Here is a 22,319-nt window from a genome sequence, read left to right on the forward strand (position 1 = left end):
CCAGATGCCGACACAATGCTTTGGTTAAAGAAATGGTTGGCTGCGCCGGCCTGACCAGCCATTGCAGCCAACCATCCTGGTGCTAGGCAGCTGGGAGTGCGTCGGAGACGGACTGGAAAAGAGCCGCGATCTGTGGACCAAGGATGACGACGACGGCCATGACAACCACGGCGATGAACGCGACCATGATGCCGTATTCAACCATCGTCGCGCCCTTCTCCTCGGAGGTGAGGCGGGCCTTGACGCCGGCGATGTACGAAGTGATGGTGAACATAAGTGCAGACATTGGAAAATCCTTCCCAGATGAATTTTGGGTTTGGTAAATAATGGATATAGGTCCAGCAAATTATCGGAATTTGCCTCGATTCCCGAACTACCCCCATGACGCGTTAGCGGTTCGGAATTCGATGAGATAAGAATTCACCCGGGACGTGCCGCTGAACAATGCGTAGTCGTACTCGAATTCCGGCAGCGTGTATCACGTGGTCACCCGTAGAACGGCAGCGGAGTACTTAGTTCAGAGATCAAAAAAGGCGGACGACTACTTGAAATCGACAGTAACCTTATAATTTTGAGCCCAAACAGCGCCCAGGAAATGCCAGGGGGCCCAGCCCTACTGGAGTAGGAGAGTGACGCCCAGCGCTGCAAGCACCATGGCCGGTCCGTGCGCCGTTTCCACTGTCTTTTCCTTGCGATTCAGGCGCAACATCAGCACCGTGAGCACCCCGCCCACCACGAATCCCAGTAGTCCGCCGTAGAGTACTTGCTTCCAACCCAAGTACCCCAAGTACAGTCCGACCGGTGCTGCGAGCTTCACATCGCCCATTCCGAGGCTTCTCGGCGAAATAAGTCCCAGAATCAGGTAGCAAACGAAGAGTATGAGGCCTCCGGCGAGTGCTCGGAGCAGCTCGGGCCAGGCGGGATCCAGTGCCGCGGACGTGGCAAGGAGAACAAAACCGCCCCCTAGCAGGAACAAAACGAGGGGGTTTGGCAGCAAATGGAGAGTGAAATCAATTCTCGAAAGCTGCACCCCAAGAAGTGCCAATAAAAGGAACGCCGGCAATTCCGCCGTAAAACCAAAGCGCCACCCCAGCAGGGCAAAGAGCAGCGCGGTGACTGCCGCCGTCGTGATCCGGACGGTAAGGGAGGGGAGTCCGCCGAGTCGCGGAAGGCGGCGGGCGACCACGAACTCGACGGCCGGGCTCAACAGCAAGCCGGCAACGGCGAGCAGGAGCAGGAAAACGGGACCGTTGGTCATGTACTCTCCCTCAAAGCGCATGCGACCCCGAGGGGCGGATACCCCATTTTGACCCGGACGGCCCGTTGAAGGTATTGTTTATAGTCGTTGTGCGTGTCCTATCTCGATGACACATGCCTTCTCGGGGATCCAGTTGCAGGGTCGCTAACTCGAGGGGCATATCGAGATTCTGGGATGACTGGTCTATAGAGCCCTCACCTCTGCTCCGGTAACGCATACATAGTAGGTACACGCCTCACTGCGTGTCGCCTAAAACATGAACGCCAGAACAAGAACGAGGCAAAACCGTGCGTACGTACACCCCGAAGCCCGGCGATATCAACCGCCAGTGGCACGTCATTGACGCCACCGACGTTGTCCTTGGTCGTCTTGCCAGCCAGACCGCAACACTGCTGCGCGGAAAGCACAAGCCGACCTTTGCGTCCCACATGGACATGGGCGACTTCGTCATCATCATCAACGCTGAAAAGGTTGCCCTCACCGGCGCCAAGCTGGAGCAGAAGCGCGCATACCGCCACTCCGGTTACCCGGGCGGCCTGACCTCCGTCAACTACGCCGAGCTGCTGGAATCCAACCCGGTTCGTGCCGTTGAGAAGGCCATCAAGGGCATGCTCCCCAAGAACTCCCTCGCCGCTCAGCAGCTGGGCAAGCTCAAGGTCTACGCAGGCCCCGAGCACCCGCACGCTGCACAGCAGCCGAAGACTTTCGAAATCACCCAGGTCGCCCAGTAGTCCTGGCCACCAAACAACTTTTTATTACAAGGAGAACCGTGGCTCAGAACGAAGAACTGACCGCCGAAGCCGTCGAGGCTGAGGAAACCCTCACCAGCTACACCTCTGAAAGCACATCTGTTGAAGATGCGCCCAAGAAGGAACGCCCGGCACTGACCGTTGCCGGTGCAGCTGTTGGCCGCCGCAAGGAAGCCGTTGCACGCGTTCGCGTCATCCCGGGTTCCGGCAAGTGGATCATCAACGGCCGCACGCTGGAGAACTACTTCCCGAACAAGCTGCACCAGCAGGATGTCAACGAGCCCTTCAAGATCCTTGATCTTGAAGGCGCCTACGACGTCATCGCCCGCATCCACGGCGGTGGCATCTCCGGCCAAGCCGGTGCACTGCGCCTCGGTGTTGCCCGCTCGCTGAACGAGATCGACGTCGACAACAACCGCGCCACCCTCAAGAAGGCCGGTTACCTCCGCCGTGACGCCCGCGTCATCGAGCGTAAGAAGGCTGGTCTCAAGAAGGCACGTAAGGCTCAGCAGTACTCCAAGCGTTAATCTGCGCTTGCTCGAAAGCCCGTTCCGCCGTTTCGGCGGGGCGGGCTTTCGCCGTTTAAGAAGTTTCGCTTTACCCAGTTCGAAGAGGCGTGGTGTGGGCCGGATTTGACCTGCGCACATGACGTTCCGACACGCTGCTGGACGGGTGGTGTCCCGTCGTCGTCTAAACTTGAGCCGATGTCTAGATTATTTGGAACAGATGGCGTGCGCGGTCTCGCGAACGGATTGCTCACCGCCGAGCTGGCTATGCAGCTGGCCCAGGCCGCCGCCGTCGTACTCGGCCATGACCGCACAACCGATGGCAAGCGGCCTCGCGCCGTAGTCGCCCGGGACCCCAGAGCGAGTGGCGAGTTCCTTGCCGCCGCCGTCGAAGCGGGGCTTTCCAGCTCCGGCATCGATGTCTATGACGCCGGGGTGCTGCCCACCCCGGCTGCGGCTTACCTGGTGGCAGACCTCGACGCCGATTTCGGCGTTATGCTCTCGGCCTCCCACAACCCGGCCCCTGACAATGGGATCAAGTTCTTCGCACGCGGCGGCCAGAAGCTGCCGGACGACGTCGAGGACGCCATCGAAGCGCAGTTGGGCAAAGAGCCTCAGCGCCCCGTGGGCGGCGACGTCGGACGCATCCAGCGCTTCTCCGACGCTGAGGACCGCTACATTGTCCACCTGCTCGGAACCCTCCCCAAGCGCCTCGAGGGCCTGAAGGTTGTCCTGGACTGCGCTCACGGCGCTGCTAGTGGTTGTTCGCCGCAGGTGTTCAAGGACGCCGGCGCAGACGTAGTCGTCATTGGCGCCGAGCCGGACGGCCTGAACATCAACGACGGCGTGGGCTCCACCCATCTGGGTCCGTTGAAGGAAGCCGTGGTCAAGCATGGCGCGAACCTCGGAATTGCCCACGATGGCGACGCCGACCGCTGCCTTGCTGTAGACCATGAAGGCAACGAGGTAGATGGCGACCAGATCATGGCGATCCTGGCGCTGGCACTGAATGAAGCGGGCAAGCTCAAGGACAGCATCCTGGTTGCAACGGTCATGAGCAACCTCGGACTCAAGATTGCCCTCCGCAACGCCGGCATCACCATCCGCGAAACCGCTGTTGGCGACCGTTACGTGTTGGAGGAAATGCGCGACGGCGGCTACAACCTGGGTGGCGAACAGTCCGGCCACGTGATCTTCTCCGACTACGCAACCACTGGCGATGGAGTGCTCACCGGCCTGCAGCTTGCTGCACAGGTGGCCCTGACTGGCCGTAGCTTGAAGGAACTCGCTACTGCGATGACCAAGCTCCCGCAGCTCATGATCAACGTCAAGGGCGTGGACAAGGCCCGTGCGGGCACCGACGAAGGCGTGGCCGCTGCGGTAGCCGCTGCTGAACTGGAACTGGGCGAAACCGGCCGTGTGCTGCTGCGCCCGTCCGGAACCGAGGCCCTGGTCCGCGTCATGGTGGAAGCTGCGGATATGGAGACGGCCGAGCGAATTTGCAGCAGCCTGGCTGCCGTAGTCAAGGAACGCCTGAGCGCTCCCAGCGAGCTGGCTGTATAAGTACCCAAGCAATTTCGGCCCGCTTTCCTGATGACCGGTTTACTGGTTTCCAGGAGAGCGGGCCGAGTTGGTTTAAAAGGACCGGCGTTTAATAGAACCGGCGCTACGGGTAGTCCGGGGCTGCTTCCAACCCGAAGTACTCCTCAAGCGTTGCGATGCCACGCGTGTTCATCTCTGTCGCTGCTTCGACGCCGATATAGCGCAGGTGCCAGGACTCGTAGAAGTATCCGGTGGTTTCGTGGAACATCCATGGATAGCGGACGATGAAACCGAATTTGTGCGCGTTGGCTTTGGCCCAAATAGCCGCGGGCTGGTCGGCGAAGCAGGGCTGGAAACTGCAGGCACCCCCGCCGTCGGCTATGTCAAAGGACCAGCCTGTTTGGTGTTCGGAATGACCGGGGCGTGCAGAGGCCCGGTCGGCTGCAACCTGGCCGCTGCTCGCGACGTAGCCGTTGTACGTGACCACCTGGGTGGAATAGGAACGGTACCCGGATGCCAATGCCATGTTGACGCCTTCGGCCGCCGCTGCGGCGAACATCTTTTCTGCGGCAGCCGCCGTCGTGCTGTTCATCAGTGTTGCTTCGCCGGTGACGGCGAGCCGGATGTTTGGCTGAACCAAATCCGCCGGGACATAGTTTTGCGGATTCAACGGCCGATGTTTGTTGACCACCACCCATGGGCTGGCTGGATCGGTCAGCGAGAACTGCTTGGCTGCGGCTTGTGAGGGCGCAGCGCTTGGCGGAGCGCTGGAAGGCTCGGTAGCCGCAGCCGGCGCAACGGCAGTGACTTGAGTTGGCGTGGCGCCCGAGGCAGCGGCGGACGGTGTCGCCGAAGCCCCGGCAGGTGAGGTCCCGGCAGGGGAGACGGCGGGGTCATCCGGAGTGCAGGCAGTCAGAGCAGCCAAGCCTGCGCCAGCTGTGAGGAAACCCGCGAATGCCCTGCGGCTGGGCATCAGCTGAGGTTGGGTGTCCACGCTAGACCTTCCGCAAAAGCATGCGACGGATGGAGTGGTCTGCGTCCTTGGTGAGTACCAGCTGGGCGCGGCCACGGGTGGGGAGCACGTTCTCTTCGAGGTTCGGCTCGTTGATGCGCTTCCAGATGCCGCGGGCTGTTGACTCCGCATCTTCGTCGGACAGCGTGGCGTACCGGTGGAAATAGGACTCTGGCTGCGCGAAGGCTGTGGTGCGGAGCTTTCGGAACCGGTCCACGTACCACTCCTCGATGTAGGAGGTCTTGGCGTCAACGTAGATGGAGAAGTCAAAGAAATCGCTCAGCGCGAGGCCCTGCTTGCCATCCATGCGGGGCCTGGCAGGGGCCAGAACGTTGAGGCCTTCCACGATCAGTACGTCAGGGCGGCGCACTACTACTTCCTTGCCCGGGACGATGTCGTAGGTGACGTGGGAGTACCACGGTGCCCGGACTTCCTCGGCTCCGCCTTTGATTTCCGACACAAAACGCAACAGCGCCCGGCGGTCATAGGACTCCGGGAAACCCTTGCGTTCCAGCAAGTGCCGGCGCTTCAGCTCCGCCAACGGGTAGAGGAAGCCGTCTGTGGTGATGAGTTCTACGTTGGGTGTTCCCGGCCAGCGCCGCAGCATTTCACGGAGTACGCGGGCGATGGTGGACTTTCCAACAGCAACGGAACCAGCCACACCAATGACAAACGGCGTGCGCTGTGTTTGCTCACCCAAGAATGTGGTTGTTGCCGCGTGAAGTTGATGTGAAGCCTCGACGTAGAGGTGCAGAAGCCGCGAAAGGGGGAGGTATACCTCCCGCACTTCCTTCATATCCAGGGGATCGCCCAAGCCTCGCAGACGGAAAATGTCCTCTTCGTTGAGGGGCTGCTCCATCTGTGCTGCAAGCCGGGACCACGTTTGGCGGTCCAGCTCAACAAAGGGGGAAGCGCCGTCGCCGTTTGCTTCGGTGCGTTGCAAAGTCACGTTCTGATTCTGCCCTTAGCCCGGCGGATCAGGAAATGCGGGGCGACGTGAAGGTGAATTGTGGGTGATGAACGCGTCAGAAACAAGAGTAGGAGGGGGGACGTCCCACATCAGTTGTTTGACCTAGCCGTTAGGCTTATACCCATGTGTGGAATCGTAGGCTATGTTGGCAATTCGTCTCGTAAGGCAGCTGGTCACAGCGCCCTCGACGTCGTCGTGGAGGGGCTGCGTCGTCTTGAGTACCGCGGCTATGACTCCGCTGGCGTCGCAGTGGTGGCTGATGGGACCATCTCGTCCCGTAAAAAGTCCGGCAAGTTGAGCAACCTGATCAGTGAACTGGAAGCAAACCCGGTCCCTGAATCCCTGACCGGCATTGGCCACACCCGTTGGGCCACGCATGGTGGGCCCACCGACCGTAACGCACACCCCCACCTTTCCGACGGCGGGCGCCTTGCGTTGATTCACAACGGCATCATCGAAAACTTCGCCGAGCTCAAGCAGGAGCTGCTGGCTAAGGGCGTCACGTTCGAGTCGGAAACGGACACCGAAGTTGCTGCCGCGCTGGTTGGCAACATCTTCCGCAACGATCTCAATGGCAACGGCGGCGACCTCACCAAGGCGATGCGCCTGGCCTGCCAGCGTCTCGAAGGTGCCTTCACCCTCCTCGCCGTCCACGCGGACCAGCCTGACGTTGTCGTGGCAGCCCGCCGCAACTCCCCGCTCGTGGTTGGCCTTGGCGACGGCGAAAACTTCCTCGGCTCGGACGTCTCCGGCTTCATCGACTACACGCGTCGCGCCGTGGAACTCGGCCAGGACCAGATCGTCACCATCACCGCGGACTCCGTGGAGATCACCGACTTCTTCGGCGCTCCCGCTGAAGGCAAGGAATACCACGTTGACTGGGACCCGGCTTCTGCCGAAAAGGGTGGCTTCAGCTCCTTCATGGAGAAGGAAATCCACGACCAGCCCGACGCCGTCGCCCAGACTCTCCTGGGGCGTTCGGATCTCAACGGCAAGCTGACGCTGGACGAAGTCCGCATCGATCCGGAGCTCCTCAAGCAGGTGGACAAGATCATCGTTCTCGCTTGCGGTACGGCAGCCTACGCCGGCCTGGTTGCCAAGTACGCCATCGAAAACTGGTGCCGTATCCCCACGGAAGTAGAGCTCGCACACGAGTTCCGTTACCGCGATCCGATCGTCGACGCCAACACACTGGTGGTTTCCATCAGCCAGTCCGGTGAGACCATGGATACGCTCATGGCAGTCCGCTACGCCCGCGAACAAGGCGCCAAGACGATCTCCATCTGCAACACCAACGGTTCCACCATCCCGCGTGAATCCGATGCCGTGCTCTACACCCACGCTGGTCCGGAGATCGCTGTTGCGTCCACCAAGGCGTTCCTCGCCCAGATCACTGCCGCTTACCTGCTTGGCCTTTACCTGGCCCAGCTGCGTGGCAACATCTTCTCCGGCCAGATCAAGGACGTCCTCGCGGACCTGAACAAGATCCCGGCCAAGATTCAGAAGATCCTGGACAACGCAGGTCCCTTGCGCGAACTCGCCCGCAGCATGAAGGACGAAAAGTCCGTCCTGTTCCTGGGCCGCCATGTTGGCTACCCGGTGGCGCTGGAAGGCGCCTTGAAACTCAAGGAAATTGCCTACATCCACGCTGAGGGCTTCGCCGCCGGTGAACTCAAGCACGGACCGATCGCCCTGATCGACGACGGCCAGCCGGTTTTCGTGGTTGTCCCGTCCCCGCGAGGCCGCGACTCCCTGCATTCCAAGGTTGTCAGCAACATCCAGGAAGTCCGCGCACGTGGTGCACGCACTCTGGTCATTGCCGAGGAAGGCGACGAGTCGGTCAAGGATTACGCAGAGTACGTGTTCTACGTCCCGGAGACTCCCACGTTGCTCATGCCGCTGCTCACCACCGTGCCACTGCAGATCTTTGCTGCCGAACTGGCCGGGGCGAAGGGTTACGACGTCGATCAGCCGCGTAACCTCGCCAAGAGCGTGACCGTAGAATAACCGCATGATTGTTGGCATTGGCGTAGACGTCGTAGACATCGAGCGGTTCGCCCGGCAGCTTGAGCGGACCCCCGGGCTGCGGGACAGGCTGTTTGTTCCCGCAGAGCGGGAACTCAACACCAGATCACTCGCTGCCCGCTTCGCTGCCAAGGAAGCGGTGGCCAAGGTTCTGGGTGCTCCTGCCGGTATGAACTGGCAGGACTGCTGGATCGGTCTTGACCAGAATGGTCCTACCGTCCAGGTCAAAGGAACGGTCTTGGCCGTGTCTGATGCCAAGGGCGTTAAGCGCTGGCACCTGTCCATGAGCCACGATGGCGGCATCGCTACGGCGTATGTCCTCGCCGAGGGCTAAACGGACCTTTACATAACGATGATCAGCGCCTTCACCGGACAACAGATCAGGGATGCGGAACAACCGCTCCTGGACTCCGGTGAGGGCGCTGTTCTCATGCAACGGGCCGCTTACGGTCTGGCACAGGAAGTGGTTCGCTTGGTCAAGGCCAAGCGCAAGCTGGGCGGAGCGAGCGTCACAGTCCTGGCAGGAAAAGGCAATAACGGCGGTGACGGACTCTTCGCGGCTTCCATGCTTGCCCGCCGTGGCATGCGGACGACGGCGGTACTCGCCTCTGCGGAAGTCCATACCGAGGCTCTGGCGGCTTTCCTGGCGGCAGGCGGCCGTGTGCTGCGACTGGATCCCGGCAACGCCGAGGAGCTTGCCGTCCTGTGCGCTGGTGACGATGTCATTATCGATGCCCTCCTGGGCACCGGCGCCCGTGGCGGATTGCGTGATGCTTCTGCGGAGTTGGTTGCTTCACTTCAGGAGCTGAAGCCCAATTGTGTTGTGGCGTGCGATCTCCCCAGCGGACTGGATGCCACCACGGGGGAAGTCCACTGGCCGGTGCTCGATGCCAACGTCACCGTGACTTTCGGTGGCGTCAAGGCTGGATTGATGACAGACCCCGGCCAGGGCTGTGCCGGGCGTGTGGTTCTTGTGCAGATTGGGATCGAAGACTCCTTGGATTCCCCTGAGTTGCGCCGGCTTACTGCCACGGACCTGCAGTCCTTGCTCCCCAAGCCCGGCCGCCGCGCCCATAAATACTCCCGGGGCGTGCTGGGCGTCGTTGCGGGCTCGGTTCGTTTTACAGGGGCAGCGGTGCTGAGCGTCCATGCGGCAGCAGTGGCCGGTGCAGGCATGGTCCGCTACGTGGGACCGGAATCTGCGGCGCGCCAAGTTCTAACCCGGACGCCGGAGGCCCTGTGGGAGACGGACGAGCCTGGGCGCGTTCAAGCGTGGTTGCTTGGTCCTGGCGTGGACGGGGAGGATCAACTGGGACGTGCCAGGGACGCCGCTGAGTCAGCGCTTGCCGCTGAGCTGCCAGTCGTCGTCGACGCCGGAGCCCTGAGCATCCTGCCGGAGCGTTGTCCCGCGAATTGGATCCTCACTCCCCACGCCGGGGAACTTGCGACGCTGCTGGCATCCCTTCCGTCCACTGGCGAGGTCGCCGTGACCCGCGAGGATGTCGAGTCCCGGCCGCTGCACTTCGTACGGCAAGCAGCGGAACAAACCGGCGCCACCGTCCTACTGAAGGGTGCCACCACACTGGTGGCCTCGCCGTCGGGCGTTGTTTTCAGCCAGTCCGAGGGCACTGCCTGGATGGCGACTGCAGGCAGCGGCGACGTCCTGGCCGGCATCTTGGGCGCATTGCTGGCGCAATCTGCTGACTCGATCAGGGACGACGACGGCGCGTACGCAGCCCTGGGTTTGAAACTGGACGACCGCTGGGCTGCTCTGGCCGCGGTTGCGGCGAGCGTTCATGGCCGCGCCGGCTCGATCACGTCGAAGGATTTTGATGGTGGCCCCCTTACAGCCTCAGCGATCGTGGCAGCGGTACCGCGCGTCATAGGTTCGCTGACTGCGGAATACGACCCTACAAGACCGTAAGGTTACTGTCCGTGTCAGGGGTCATGAGTAGGCTTGCAGCAAGTTATCCGCATCACCAGAGGAGAACGCATGGAAGTCTGGCCTGGATCGGCCTATCCGCTTGGGGCCACCTTTGACGGGACCGGCACCAACTTCGCGCTGTTTAGCGAGAAGGCCGAGAAAGTGGAACTGTGCCTCTTCGACGACGACGGCGGGGAAGTCCGCGTAGATGTCACCGAAGTGGACGGCTATGTGTGGCACTGCTACCTGCCGCAAGTCCAACCGGGACAGAAATATGGCTATCGGGTGCACGGACCTTACAACCCCGATGCCGGCCAACGGTTCAACCCCAACAAGCTGTTGCTGGACCCATATGCCAAGGCCATTCACCGGCAGATCGACTGGGACCCGGCACTGTTCTCCTACAACATGGGGGACCCCGATTCCCGGAATGACGCCGACTCCGCACCGCACATGATGCTGGGCGTCGTCATTAACCCGTTCTTCGACTGGGACGGCGACAAACTACTGAAGATCCCGTACCACAAGTCGGTTATCTACGAGGCCCACGTCAAGGGACTTACCCAGCTGCATCCAGAGGTTCCCGAGGAACAGCGCGGAACGTACGCCGGTGTCGCCCACCCCGCAGTCATCTCCCACCTCCAAAAGTTGGGTATTACTGCGATCGAGCTCATGCCGGTGCACCAGTTCGTCAACGACGGCATCCTGCAGGATAAAGGCCTGAACAACTACTGGGGCTACAACACCATCGGCTTCTTCGCCCCGCACAACAGCTACAGCTCCAAGGGTGATACCGGCCAGCAGGTCCAGGACTTCAAGGCCATGGTGCGATCCCTGCACAACGCCGGGATCGAGGTCATCCTGGACGTCGTTTACAACCACACGGCTGAGGGCAACCATCTGGGGCCCACGTTGTCCTTCAAGGGCATCGACAATTCCGCGTACTACCGCCTGGTGGAGAACGACCAAAAGTACTACATGGATTACACCGGCACCGGGAACTCCTTGAATGTCCGGAGTCCACATTCACTCCAGTTGCTGATGGACTCGCTCCGCTACTGGGTGACGGAGATGCACGTGGACGGGTTCCGTTTCGACCTCGCGTCCACCTTGGCCCGAGAATTCTACGACGTGGACAAGCTGTCAACCTTCTTCGAACTCATCCAGCAGGACCCCGTTGTGTCCCAGGTGAAGCTGATTGCCGAACCGTGGGATGTGGGTCCGGGTGGATATCAGGTGGGCAACTTCCCGCCGCAATGGACAGAATGGAACGGCCAGTACCGGGACACTGTCCGCGACTTCTGGCGCGGAGAGCCCTCCACTCTGGGTGAATTCGCCTCGCGCTTGACCGGCTCAGCCGACCTCTACGAACACTCGGGGCGCCGGCCCGTGGCATCCATCAACTTCGTTACTGCCCACGACGGCTTCACGCTGGCCGATCTCGTGTCGTACAACGAGAAACACAACGAGGCCAACGGTGAGGGCAACAACGACGGCGAATCGCACAACCGCTCATGGAACTGTGGCGTTGAAGGCCCCACGGACGACCCCAAGGTTCTAGGCCTGAGGGCCCGCCAGCAGCGGAACTTCATCGCCTCGCTCTTCCTGTCGCAGGGCGTTCCCATGCTCCTGCACGGCGATGAACTTGGAAGGACGCAGCACGGTAACAACAACGGTTACTGTCAGGACTCGGAGCTGACCTGGATCAATTGGGAGAGCGTTGACCAGCCCTTGGTGGAGTTTACGGCTGCCGTGAGCGCCCTGCGGGCCAAACACCCGAGCCTGCGCCGAAGCCGATTCTTCGATGGCCGGCCCGTGCTGCGAGGCGAGGGTGAGCGGCTTCCGGACATCGTATGGCTGGATGCCGACGCCAGCACCATGACGCCCTCGGATTGGGACACCGCGCTGGGCCGTTCTGTTGGTGTGTTCTTGAACGGTGACGGCATCCACGGACGGGACACACAGGGCCGCCGGATCACCGACGTCAATTTCCTGCTGTACTTCAACGCGGACGCGGACGAGGTTGGGTTCCGGGTGCCGTCAGACGAATATGCCCCTGCGTGGGACGTCATGATCGACACCGGTGGTGAAGGGGCTGATTCAGACGTCGTGAAGGCGGATCAGATCCTGATGATCGCGGCGAAGTCACTCGTGGTGCTTAGGGCCCACAGCACCCCCGAGACTGAGCCGGACCACTCTGTGGCCGCCTCCCTTGCTGCCCTGAGCCAGACCAGCACCCCCGAAACGGCCTCGCTGACGGCACCTGCGGTGAATTCACTGGCTACTGGTTCAGCGCCGAACGCTCGGTCTGTGGATGCTTCAGAGGCGGGCAGAGCTTCCGAAGGGGGAGATCCGCCAGCTGGGGTAACAAAGCCCGCCCGAAAGCGCCGTACTGCGAAGAAGGCGGACTCATGAGGACGCCAGTTTCGACGTACAGGCTGCAAATCCGCCAAGGCTTCACCCTTCAGGATGCGGCCGAACTCACCGGGTACCTGCACAACCTTGGGGTCGATTGGATCTACGTATCGCCGATACTTACAGCGGAGGAAGGCTCGGACCACGGTTACGACGTCACGGATCCTTCGTCCGTGGATCCGGCCAGGGGCGGAGCTGAGGGCCTCGCTGCGTTGTCGAAGGCCGCCCGCTCGAAGGGACTTGGCATCCTGGCGGACATCGTTCCCAACCACATGGGTGTCGCCTCGCCAGGACAGAATGCCTGGTGGTGGCAGCTCCTGAAGGAGGGACGCTCGTCCAAGTACGCGGAAGCGTTCGACGTCGACTGGGACTTTGGCGGCGGAAAGATCCGTATCCCGGTGCTCGGCAGCGATGACGACCTTGAGCAGCTCACTGTGGTGGACGGTGAACTGCACTACTACGATCACCGTTTCCCGTTGGCCGAGGGCAGCTTCTCTGACGGAGACAGCCCCCAGAACATTCATGCGCGGCAGCACTATGAACTGGTGGGCTGGCGCCGCGCGGACGCTGAACTGAACTACCGCCGCTTCTTCGCGGTGAACACACTGGCAGGCGTCCGTGTCGAGGTTCCGTGGGTCTTCGATGAGGCGCATGAGGAAATCGTGCGATGGTTCCGCGAAGAGCTGGTGGACGGTCTCAGGATCGATCACCCCGATGGGTTGGCGGATCCTGAAGGGTACCTGGCAAGGCTTCGCAAGGAGACGGGCGGGGCGTACCTTCTGGTGGAGAAGATCCTTGAACCAGGAGAGAAACTGCCGGAAACCTTTGATTGCGAAGGCACCACAGGGTATGACGCGCTGGCGGACGTAGACCGCCTGTTCGTGGACCCAGCAGCCGAGGAATACCTGGACTCCCTCGATGCCCGGCTGCGGGATGCGGCTGAACCGGCTGACTATGAGGACATGATTCACGGCACCAAACGGCGCATCGCTGACGGCATCCTGAGGTCTGAAATCCTGAGGTTGTCCCGGCTTGTTCCCGAGTCACCGGCATTGCCGCGCGCCGACGTAGCCGACGCCTTGGCCGAGATCATTTGCTGGTTCCCCGTCTACAGGACCTACCTTCCGCACGGCCAGGAGATCCTGGAGGAAGCCATAGAGTGCGCAGGGCAGCACCGGCCCGAGCTCCGAGCTGTGCTGAACGGGTTGCGCCCGCTCCTGATTGATACCACCGGGGAACTCGCCCGCCGTTTCCAGCAGACCTCCGGCATGGTTATGGCCAAGGGCGTGGAGGACACCGCATTCTTCCGCTACACACGGTTGGGGACGCTCACCGAAGTGGGAGCTGATCCCACTGAATTTGCGCTTTCCCCTGACGGGTTCCATGAGCGCTTGGCACGTCGTCAGGCAGAGATCCCGCTCTCCATGACCACGCTGAGCACCCATGACACCAAGCGCAGCGAGGACGCCCGGGCCAGGATTTCGGTCATTTCCGAATCTGTCCCCGAATGGGAACTCTTCCTTGGCACTGTCCAGGAGCTGGCGCCCATCCCGGACGGTCCGCTGGCCGCCCTTGTTTGGCAGTCCATTGCAGGCGCTTGGCCCGCCGATCGTGGGCGCCTCCAATCGTATGCGCTCAAGGCCGCCCGCGAAGCCGGAAATTCGACCAACTGGACTGACCCCAACCTGGACTTCGAGCGTCACTTGGCTGCCGCCGTCGACGCCGTTTTTGATGTACCCGAGGTTGCTGCCGCCTTGGAGAATTTCGTCGAGGAACTGGAACCTTATGGAACCTCGAACTCACTCTCAGCCAAGCTCATTCAACTAACCATGCCCGGCGTTCCGGATGTCTATCAGGGCACAGAGTTCCGGGACGGTTCACTGACTGACCCGGACAATCGGCGGCCAGTGGACTTTCAAGCCCGGATCGCGGCGCTCGCGGAACTCGACACTGGTGCGCGGCCTGCCTTCACAGAGGACGCTGCAAAACTGCTGGTGGTATCCAGGGCGCTGAGGTTGCGTCGGGACCGGCCGGAACTGTTTGGTGGTTACCAGCCTGTGCACGCGAGCGGCGCCGCCGCTGATCACATAGTTGCGTTCAGCCGTGGAGCGGACGCACCCGGCGTGGTCACCGTTGGCACGCGGTTGCCCAAGCGCCTCGCCCGCGAAGGCGGCTGGCGGGATACGGCCGTCGACTTGCCGGTGAACTGCTATGACGAACTGACCGGGACCACGTATGACGCCGGTTCAGTCGCAGTCGCCACGCTGCTGGAGCACTATCCGGTGGCCCTGCTGGTGCCCGCTGACTGATCCACTGAAAACACGAACACCCACCAACACCGCCACTGCAACGCAAGCTGACAACAAGCACAGGGGACACGATGCTGGAGCACGCTGCTGGAAAAAACCGCTACGACGTCTGGGCGCCCAACGCCGGATCCGTGAGGCTGCTCGCTGGAGGTAGCGAGCACCCGATGGACCAAATCCACGACGGCGGCGCTACGGGTTGGTGGCGCGCGCCCGCCGACGTCACGGCACAGGAAGGCGACGCCGTCGCGTACGGCTACATCGTGGACGGGGAGGGGCCTTTTCCTGATCCGCGCTCAAGGCGGCAGCCGGACGGCGTGCATGGATTGTCCGCCACCTTCGATCCTGGTGCCTACCAGTGGCGGGATGGTGAGTGGAAGGGGCGCAGCCTCAAGGGATCCGTTATTTATGAACTCCATCTGGGCACGTTCACTCCCGAAGGCACACTGGACGCGGCCGCCCGGAAACTGGACTACTTAGTTGACTTGGGCGTCGACTTTATCGAACTGCTTCCGGTCAATGCATTCAATGGGGTTCACAACTGGGGTTACGACGGCGTCCTTTGGTACGCCATCCACGAGCCCTACGGTGGCCCGGAGGCCTACCAGCGATTCGTCGATGCAGCCCACGCCGCAGGCCTGGGCGTTATCCAGGACGTGGTCTATAACCATCTTGGACCGAGCGGCAATTACCTTCCCAAATTTGGCCCCTACCTGAAATCGGGGGAGGGGAACACGTGGGGCGATTCGGTAAACCTCGATGGTCCGGGCTCGGACGAGGTGCGCCGTTACATTCTGGAGAATGCGGCGATGTGGCTCCGCGACTATCACGTAGACGGGCTCAGGCTCGACGCCGTGCACGCCCTGAGGGATGAACGTGCCGTGCACATCCTGGAAGACTTTGGCGCGCTGGGAGACCAGGTCGAAGCCGAGACTGGGGTTACCAAAACCCTGATCGCCGAATCGGACTTGAACAATCCGCGGCTTATCTACCCGCGTAAGGACAACGGTTATGGCTTGGAAGGCCAATGGAGCGACGACTTCCACCATGCCCTGCACGTGAACCTTAGCGGTGAAACCACCGGGTATTACGGGGACTTCGATTCGCTCGCTGTCCTCGCCAAGGTCCTTGAGCACGGCTTCCTCCACGATGGCAGCTACTCAAGTTTCCGGGGACGTCACCACGGCCGGCCCATCAGGCACGACCTCGCGCATCCTTCCGCCTTGGTAGTTTGCCTGCAAAACCACGATCAAATCGGCAACCGTGCCACCGGTGACCGGCTAACTGCGTCACTGTCATTTGGTCGGTTGGCGATCGGCGCAGTGCTGACCATGACATCCCCCTTCACGCCCATGCTTTTCATGGGCGAGGAATTTGGGGCTTCCACGCCGTGGCAGTTCTTCACCTCCCACCCCGAACCGGAATTGGGGGAGGCCACAGCGAAGGGTCGGATCAAGGAATTTGAACGGATGGGCTGGGACCCTGCTGTTGTGCCCGACCCCCAGGACCCCGAGACTTTCAAGCGCTCAAAGCTGGACTGGAGCGAGCCCAACGCCGGGGACCACGCCCGCCTGCTGCAGCTGTACCGGGATTTAGCACAGCTGCGCCGGAATACGCCGGAGCTGGTGGACGGCGGTTTTGGCGAGACCACGGTGGAATTCGACGACGACGAGCACTGGTTGGAGCTGACCCGTGGCGCCATCCGCGTGGTGTGCAACTTTGGGGATGAGCCGCTGGATTCGCCCATGATCGGGTCCCTGCTGCTGGCAACCGACACCGAAGCATTCCTCGATGACGGTTCGCTGACCCTGCCCGGTGGGAGCGCCGCCGTCGTGCGTGCCCAGCAAGGCGAGCAGTGACGAGGGTGACGGCGCCCACATTGCGGACAGCCCGAACACGGTGATCTGTGCAGTGGCAGGATGGTACGTATGACTTATTCGGCTGCGGAAAACCGCTACGAAACCATGCCCTACCGCCGCGTCGGACGCAGTGGTCTCAAGCTCCCCGCTATCTCGTTGGGCCTCTGGCACAACTTCGGCGACGACAAGCGGTTCGACGAACAGCGCGCCATCCTGCGCCGTGCATTCGATCTGGGTGTCAACCACTTCGACCTCGCCAACAACTATGGCCCGCCGGATGGATCGGCAGAAACGAACTTCGGGCGCCACCTGAAGGAAGACTTCAAGCCGTACCGTGACGAGCTCGTCATCTCCACGAAGGCCGGCTACTACATGTGGCCGGGCCCCTATGGTGAATGGGGATCCCGCAAGTACCTGATCTCCAGCCTTGACCAGTCCCTGCAGCGTATGGGCCTGGATTATGTGGATATCTTCTACAGCCACCGTCCGGACCCCGAGACGCCGTTGGAGGAAACCATGGGGGCGCTGGACTACGCGGTCCGCTCCGGCAAAGCCTTGTACGCAGGCATATCTTCCTACACCCCCGAGCAGACGCTCGAGGCAGCCCGGATCCTGAAGGAACGCGGCACGCCGCTGCTGATCCACCAGCCCAGCTACTCCATGCTGAACCGATGGACCGAGAACGGTTCGCCGAACCTCTACGAGGCACTGGACCAGGTGGGCGCCGGCTCCATCGCCTTCTCGCCTCTTGCCCAGGGCATGCTGACCAACCGCTACCTCAACGGTGTACCGGCTGACTCGCGGGCCGCCAAGGAACGGTTCCTCTCCGAATCCGCATTGACGGAGGACAAGTTGGACCGCGTTCGGGGGCTGAACGCCATAGCCGAACGCCGTGGACAGACCCTCGCTCAGATGGCCATCGCATGGATTCTCCGTGACCAGCCGAAGGGCTCTCCCGTAACATCAGCACTCGTCGGGGCCTCCAGCGTTTCGCAGCTTGAAGACACGCTGAGTGCCATCAACAACCTGAAGTTCACCACTGATGAGCTGACGGCGATCGACGAGTTCGCGGTCGAATCAGACATCAATCTGTGGGCGCAGGACTAGCCTTTCGGGAAAGACATAAAACAGGAGGGGCCAGCGGGAACAAAGCTGGCCCCTTCTGTGTTGGCTACAATGCAAGTGTGCGCCAACTGGCGCCGTGCCAATCAGTCGTGCTCTGAGCTCAGTCAGAGTTTGCGCCTGGCACCTGAGGTTTAGTTCTCAAAAGGAGTTCCGTGTCTTCACATCCGATTCGTGTTGCCATTGTCGGCGTAGGAAACTGCGCCGCATCGCTGGTCCAAGGTGTTCAGTACTATCGCGACGCTGACCCCAAGGCCACGATTCCGGGTCTGATGCACGTCGAGTTCGGCCAGTACCACGTCAACGATGTTCAGTTCGTTGCCGCTTTCGATGTCGATAGCAAGAAGGTTGGACTGGACCTGGCCGACGCCATCGGCGCCAGCGAAAACAACACCATCAAGATCGCCGACGTCCCTGCTACCGGGGTGACCGTTCAGCGTGGACATACCCTTGACGGCTTGGGCAAGTACTACCGCGAGACCATCGTCGAAGCTCCCGAGGAGGACGTCGACATCGTTGCTGCCCTCCGCGAAGCGAAGGTAGACGTCATGGTTTGCTACCTGCCCGTTGGTTCGGAGCAGGCTGCCAAGTTCTATGCCCAGTGCGCCATCGACGCCGGCGTGGCCTTCGTCAACGCTCTCCCCGTCTTCATTGCCGGAACCAAAGAGTGGGCTGACAAGTTCACTGCAGCCGGTGTTCCGATCGTGGGCGACGACATCAAGAGCCAGATCGGCGCCACCATCACCCACCGCGTGATGGCCAAGCTGTTCGAAGACCGCGGTGTCACCTTGGACCGCACATACCAGCTGAACGTTGGCGGCAACATGGACTTCAAGAACATGCTTGAGCGCGATCGCCTCGAGTCCAAGAAGATCTCCAAGACGCAGGCCGTCACCTCCAATGTTGAAGCTGAGCTTCACGCTGATGACGTCCACATCGGGCCGTCCGATTACGTTGCCTGGCTTGACGACCGCAAGTGGGCCTTCGTCCGCCTCGAGGGCCGCAACTTCGGTGATGCTCCCGTTTCCCTCGAATACAAGCTCGAAGTATGGGATTCCCCGAACTCCGCTGGTGTGATCATCGACGCCATCCGCGCCGCCAAGATTGGCCTGGACCGCGGTATCGGTGGCCCGCTGCTCTCCGCGTCCAGCTACTTCATGAAGTCCCCGCCGGAGCAGTTCAACGACGACATCGCCCGCGACAAGGTGGAAGCCTTCATCCGCGGCGACATCGAGCGCTAACCCTTGCGTTAAAGCCCGACGGCTAAAGCCCGAGCGCTGACAAAAGACGCCCTCCCACTCCTGTGGGAAGGCGTCTTTTGTGCTTCCGATGCTCTCTCACATCCTGACGCTTTTCGGCGGTCCTTCTCTCACTTACAGCCGGTTTTGGGCGGTCCTTCTCTCACATCCTGTCACCCCTTTTGGGATCCGGTGGAGGTTCGAGAGCATCGGTGGGAATGCCGGTGGAGGTGATAGAGCATCGGAGGAAAGTGGCCTGGAGGTGATAGAGCATCGGTGGAAAGCGGCCCGGATGTGAGAGAAGGTCAGAAGAGGCCCGTGGGGTTGCCGTCGGGACCGACGTCCATGCGCATGGCGGCCGGTTCTTTGGGCAGACCGGGCATGGTCATGACGGCACCGGTCAGGGCGACAATGAACCCCGCGCCCGTTTTTGGAATGAGTTCGCGCACGTGTACCCGGAATCCCTTTGGCGCCCCGAGCTTGGACGCATCGTCGGTGAACGAGTACTGCGTCTTGGCCATGCAGACGGGGAGCCCGCCCCACCCATTCTTTTGGATGTCCACAAGCCGCTTCTGTGCCGGGACGGAAAATTCCACGCCGTCGGCGCCGTAGATCTCCTGCACAATGGTCCGGATCTTGTCCTCCACAGAAAGTTCAAGTGGGTACAAGTGGTGGAAATTTGACGGCCCTTGCACTGCCGCTGCCACCTTGGACGCGAGCTCGTCCCCACCGTCGCCTCCGCCACCACGGCCCCAGACATCGGCGACGGCGGCTTCCACGCCTTCCGCTGCGCACCACTTCAGCAGCCACTGAAGTTCTTCGTCGGTGTCGGTGGCGAATTTGTTGATGGCGACGACCGGCGAAATGCCGAACTTGGCAATATTTCCAACATGGCGTTTGAGGTTTTCCACCCCAGCGGCCACGGCGTCCACGTTGGGCTCGCTGAGGTTCTCCTTTGGAACTCCGCCTTGCATCTTGAGCGCACGGATCGTTGCCACAACAACGACGGCGGACGGCGCCACGTCAGCGACGCGCGACTTGATGTCCATGTACTTTTCGGCACCCAGGTCCGCGCCGAAGCCGGCCTCGGTGACCACGATGTCGGCAAGTTGCTGGGCAGTCCGCGTTGCGATGAGCGAGTTACACCCGTGGGCAATGTTGGCGAAGGGGCCACCGTGGACCAGCGCCGGCGTCCCGGCGATGGTCTGGACAAGGTTTGGTTTGATGGCGTCCTTCAAGAGCAATGTCAGGACACCTTCCACGCCAAGGTCCGCAACGGTTACCGGTTGGCGGTCGAAGGTGTAGCCGAAGGTGATCCGGCCCAAGCGCGTCCGGAGATCGTCCAAGTCCGCAGCGAGGCAGAATACGGCCATGATTTCGGAGGCCACTGTGATATCAAAGCCATCTTGCCGGGGTACGCCTTGGGCGGGACCGCCGAGCCCGATAATGATTTCCCGTAGGGAGCGGTCGTTCATGTCGATGACCCGCTTGAACGTCATGCGGCGGGGGTCGATTCCGAGGTGGTTGCCTTGGAAGATGTGGTTGTCCACGAGTGCCATGAGGGCGTTGTTGGCCGAGGTGACGGCGTGGAAGTCGCCAGTGAAGTGGAGGTTGATATCGTCCATGGGCAGCACCTGGGAGTAGCCGCCTCCGGTTGCTCCTCCCTTCATGCCAAGGATCGGCCCAAGTGACGGTTCGCGCAGTGCGATCATCACTTTGTGGCCGGCGCGTGCGAGGGAATCGGCAAGGCCTACAGTGGTTGTCGATTTGCCTTCGCCCGCAGGGGTGGGGGACATGGCTGAAACGAGGACCACTTTGCCGGGCGCCTTGCCCTCAGGGAGCACAAGCTTGGCCGGATTGATCTTGGCTTTGTAAGGCCCATACAGTTCCAGTGCGTCCACGTTGATGCCCGCCCGTCGCGCAATCTCTTCGATGGGCAGGATGGTGGCGTTATGGGCTATCTCAAGATCGCTCAGGCCCTTGTTTTCAGACATCATTGTCCTTCGGCTTAGTGCTTACGCTGTGTGGGCTGACGCTCTGCGCCCTGCCTACGCTGTGCGCGACAATCTATCAGCCGCCAGCGGATAACTGCGTGAGGTTCACCGCCGGGGGACCAGCAGGCCGCCAACAGACTCGCGATAGCTTTCCAAGGTGATCGCAGCAGTGCGCTGCCAGCCAAAGGATTCGGCATGGGTCGCGGCTAAACGGCCCATGTCCTCGCGTGTCTGAACGTCGTCGTACAAATCCTCGAGGGCATCAGCCCAGTCGGAAGGATCGTGACCATCCACGAGGATGCCTGTCCGGCCATCGGAAATGGCGCGTGAGAGCCCACCCACGTTGGTGGCCACCACGGGGGTGCCGCACGCTTGTGCTTCCAAGGCCACAAGGCCGAAGGATTCGCTGAATGAGGGCATCACCACGACGTCGGCGGAGCGGAACCAGCTGGCGAGCTCGGGCGCTACAACCGGCGGGCGATGGGTGACGACGTCGGCCAGCCCGGCCTCCTCGATGATGTGCTGCAGGTTGAAGTCCTTGGCGCCGCTGAGCGAACCCAGAATGGTCATTTCCAGATCGATGTCCGGCCTGCGCTTCCGCAGGAGACCAGCTGCTTTGACGAAGACCTGGGGACCCTTAAGCCGTTGGATCCGGCCTGCGAACAGAATGTGGAAGCTGTCCGGCCTGACGTCCCGCTCGGCGCGCGACTTGCGACGGAAGGATGGTGTGAAGACCTTGAGATCCACGCCGGGAGGTGCGACGTCGATCTTGTCGATATCGGCTCCGTAGTGGGAGACGAGCTCTTCTGCCTCGGCTGGAGTATTGGCGATGAGGCGGGTAGCCCCATCAACAATCCGCTGCTCGCCGTCCTCCCGACGCCGCGGTTCGGGGCGCTCGCCGGATTCGAGAACAAGATTCTTGACCTTGGCCATGGTGTGCATGGTGTGGACCAACGGAACACCCCAGAGCTCAGACAATTCCAGTCCCGCAATCCCGGAAACCCAGTAATGCGAATGGATGGCGTCGTAACGGCCGTGGGGTTGCTGCTGCCGGATCCGATCGATCTCCTCCACCATCTGGTGGAGCAGGGCAGGCAACTCTTCCTTGGGGACTTTCCGCCGGGGTCCGGCCATCACGTTGTGGACGCACACGCCGGGTCCTGGATGCTCGACGGCGGCCTGGCCGGCTTTGGTGGAACGGGTGAAGATCTCTACCTCCACACCGGACTCGGCCAGCGCCATGGCCAAAGCCCGGACATAGACGTTCATCCCGCCAGCATCGCCGGCCCCTGGCTGCTCCATGGGGGAGGTGTGCAGTGAAAGGAATGCCACGCGGCGGATCAACGGCACACTTTCCTCCTTCGTATGAAACTAACTTGTGAAGCCAAACCACTTTTGC

The 22,319-nt window shown here is 61.6% G+C and carries 17 protein-coding genes; 11 read left to right on the top strand and 6 right to left on the bottom strand.

The window, feature by feature from the left end:
* Positions 1–82: 82 nt before the first annotated feature.
* Together ABIE18_RS14685 and ABIE18_RS14690 are read right to left on the bottom strand one after the other, a co-directional pair.
* Positions 83–286 (bottom strand): Flp family type IVb pilin, encoded by a 204-nt coding sequence (locus tag ABIE18_RS14685; protein ID WP_499723441.1) that lies wholly within the window; start codon positions 284–286, stop codon positions 83–85.
* A 327-nt stretch (positions 287–613) separates the two neighbouring features.
* Positions 614–1,258 (bottom strand): prepilin peptidase, encoded by a 645-nt coding sequence (locus ABIE18_RS14690; RefSeq protein WP_499723442.1) that lies wholly within the window; start codon positions 1,256–1,258, stop codon positions 614–616.
* A gap of 287 nt (positions 1,259–1,545) precedes the next feature.
* Between ABIE18_RS14690 and rplM the strand changes: the two genes are divergently transcribed.
* From rplM to glmM, 3 genes are all read left to right on the top strand, one after another.
* A complete protein-coding gene (gene rplM, locus ABIE18_RS14695) occupies positions 1,546–1,989 on the top strand; it encodes a 50S ribosomal protein L13 (protein ID WP_011775554.1) in 444 nt (147 codons plus the stop codon).
* A gap of 38 nt (positions 1,990–2,027) precedes the next feature.
* Complete coding sequence (gene rpsI, locus ABIE18_RS14700) at positions 2,028–2,534, top strand: 30S ribosomal protein S9 (RefSeq protein ID WP_216925110.1); 507 nt, start codon at positions 2,028–2,030, stop codon at positions 2,532–2,534.
* A 177-nt stretch (positions 2,535–2,711) separates the two neighbouring features.
* Positions 2,712–4,076, top strand: a complete 1,365-nt coding sequence (glmM, locus tag ABIE18_RS14705; RefSeq protein ID WP_499723443.1) for a phosphoglucosamine mutase — start codon at positions 2,712–2,714, stop codon at positions 4,074–4,076.
* 103 nt (positions 4,077–4,179) lie between these two features.
* On the opposite strand, the gene ABIE18_RS14710 is transcribed toward glmM, so the two are convergent.
* Positions 4,180–5,028 carry a M15 family metallopeptidase gene (locus tag ABIE18_RS14710; protein ID WP_499723511.1) on the bottom strand — a complete coding sequence of 283 codons (849 nt, stop codon included), beginning with the start codon at positions 5,026–5,028 and terminating at the stop codon, positions 4,180–4,182.
* Between the two features lie 22 nt (positions 5,029–5,050).
* Positions 5,051–6,016 (bottom strand): type I pantothenate kinase, encoded by a 966-nt coding sequence (coaA, locus tag ABIE18_RS14715; RefSeq protein WP_223946540.1) that lies wholly within the window; start codon positions 6,014–6,016, stop codon positions 5,051–5,053.
* A 144-nt stretch (positions 6,017–6,160) separates the two neighbouring features.
* Between coaA and glmS the strand changes: the two genes are divergently transcribed.
* From glmS to ABIE18_RS14755, 8 genes are all read left to right on the top strand, one after another.
* Positions 6,161–8,044 carry a glutamine--fructose-6-phosphate transaminase (isomerizing) gene (gene glmS / locus ABIE18_RS14720; RefSeq protein ID WP_499723444.1) on the top strand — a complete coding sequence of 628 codons (1,884 nt, stop codon included), beginning with the start codon at positions 6,161–6,163 and terminating at the stop codon, positions 8,042–8,044.
* A 4-nt stretch (positions 8,045–8,048) separates the two neighbouring features.
* Positions 8,049–8,396, top strand: coding sequence for a holo-ACP synthase (locus tag ABIE18_RS14725; RefSeq protein ID WP_216925115.1), 348 nt, complete (start codon positions 8,049–8,051; stop codon positions 8,394–8,396).
* Between the two features lie 18 nt (positions 8,397–8,414).
* On the top strand, positions 8,415–9,986 hold the full coding sequence (locus ABIE18_RS14730) for an NAD(P)H-hydrate dehydratase (RefSeq protein WP_499723445.1): 1,572 nt from the start codon (positions 8,415–8,417) through the stop codon (positions 9,984–9,986).
* A 69-nt stretch (positions 9,987–10,055) separates the two neighbouring features.
* Positions 10,056–12,401, top strand: a complete 2,346-nt coding sequence (gene glgX, locus ABIE18_RS14735; protein ID WP_499723446.1) for a glycogen debranching protein GlgX — start codon at positions 10,056–10,058, stop codon at positions 12,399–12,401.
* Positions 12,398–14,710, top strand: a complete 2,313-nt coding sequence (treY, locus tag ABIE18_RS14740) for a malto-oligosyltrehalose synthase (protein WP_499723447.1) — start codon at positions 12,398–12,400, stop codon at positions 14,708–14,710. Before glgX ends, treY begins: the two co-directional genes overlap by 4 nt.
* Positions 14,711–14,781: 71 nt before the next feature.
* Positions 14,782–16,566, top strand: a complete 1,785-nt coding sequence (treZ, locus tag ABIE18_RS14745; RefSeq protein WP_499723448.1) for a malto-oligosyltrehalose trehalohydrolase — start codon at positions 14,782–14,784, stop codon at positions 16,564–16,566.
* 69 nt (positions 16,567–16,635) lie between these two features.
* A complete protein-coding gene (gene mgrA / locus ABIE18_RS14750) occupies positions 16,636–17,673 on the top strand; it encodes an L-glyceraldehyde 3-phosphate reductase (protein WP_499723449.1) in 1,038 nt (345 codons plus the stop codon).
* 170 nt (positions 17,674–17,843) lie between these two features.
* The gene (locus ABIE18_RS14755) at positions 17,844–18,929 is read left to right on the top strand and encodes an inositol-3-phosphate synthase (RefSeq protein ID WP_499723450.1); all 1,086 of its coding nucleotides are present in this window, start codon (positions 17,844–17,846) and stop codon (positions 18,927–18,929) included.
* 302 nt (positions 18,930–19,231) lie between these two features.
* Here the strand turns inward: ABIE18_RS14755 and ABIE18_RS14760 are convergent, their stop codons facing one another.
* Both ABIE18_RS14760 and mshA read right to left on the bottom strand, forming a co-directional pair.
* Positions 19,232–20,920 carry a formate--tetrahydrofolate ligase gene (locus ABIE18_RS14760; RefSeq protein ID WP_499723451.1) on the bottom strand — a complete coding sequence of 563 codons (1,689 nt, stop codon included), beginning with the start codon at positions 20,918–20,920 and terminating at the stop codon, positions 19,232–19,234.
* 105 nt (positions 20,921–21,025) lie between these two features.
* Entirely contained in the window at positions 21,026–22,270 is a 1,245-nt protein-coding gene (gene mshA / locus ABIE18_RS14765; protein ID WP_499723452.1) for a D-inositol-3-phosphate glycosyltransferase, read from the bottom strand.
* Positions 22,271–22,319: the final 49 nt, after the last annotated feature.

The organism is Arthrobacter sp. 2762 (assembly GCF_040548745.1).
Taxonomy (GTDB): Bacteria; Actinomycetota; Actinomycetes; order Actinomycetales; family Micrococcaceae; genus Arthrobacter.

Coding starts and splice junctions, on each gene's coding strand:
- ABIE18_RS14685 (WP_499723441.1), bottom strand. CDS start 286: ATGTCTGCACTTATGTTCACCATCACTTCGTACATCGCCGGCGTCAAG.
- ABIE18_RS14690 (WP_499723442.1), bottom strand. CDS start 1,258: ATGACCAACGGTCCCGTTTTCCTGCTCCTGCTCGCCGTTGCCGGCTTG.
- glmM (WP_499723443.1), top strand. CDS start 2,712: ATGTCTAGATTATTTGGAACAGATGGCGTGCGCGGTCTCGCGAACGGA.
- ABIE18_RS14710 (WP_499723511.1), bottom strand. CDS start 5,028: ATGCCCAGCCGCAGGGCATTCGCGGGTTTCCTCACAGCTGGCGCAGGC.
- glmS (WP_499723444.1), top strand. CDS start 6,161: ATGTGTGGAATCGTAGGCTATGTTGGCAATTCGTCTCGTAAGGCAGCT.
- ABIE18_RS14725 (WP_216925115.1), top strand. CDS start 8,049: ATGATTGTTGGCATTGGCGTAGACGTCGTAGACATCGAGCGGTTCGCC.
- ABIE18_RS14730 (WP_499723445.1), top strand. CDS start 8,415: ATGATCAGCGCCTTCACCGGACAACAGATCAGGGATGCGGAACAACCG.
- glgX (WP_499723446.1), top strand. CDS start 10,056: ATGGAAGTCTGGCCTGGATCGGCCTATCCGCTTGGGGCCACCTTTGAC.
- treY (WP_499723447.1), top strand. CDS start 12,398: ATGAGGACGCCAGTTTCGACGTACAGGCTGCAAATCCGCCAAGGCTTC.
- treZ (WP_499723448.1), top strand. CDS start 14,782: ATGCTGGAGCACGCTGCTGGAAAAAACCGCTACGACGTCTGGGCGCCC.
- mgrA (WP_499723449.1), top strand. CDS start 16,636: ATGACTTATTCGGCTGCGGAAAACCGCTACGAAACCATGCCCTACCGC.
- ABIE18_RS14760 (WP_499723451.1), bottom strand. CDS start 20,920: ATGTCTGAAAACAAGGGCCTGAGCGATCTTGAGATAGCCCATAACGCC.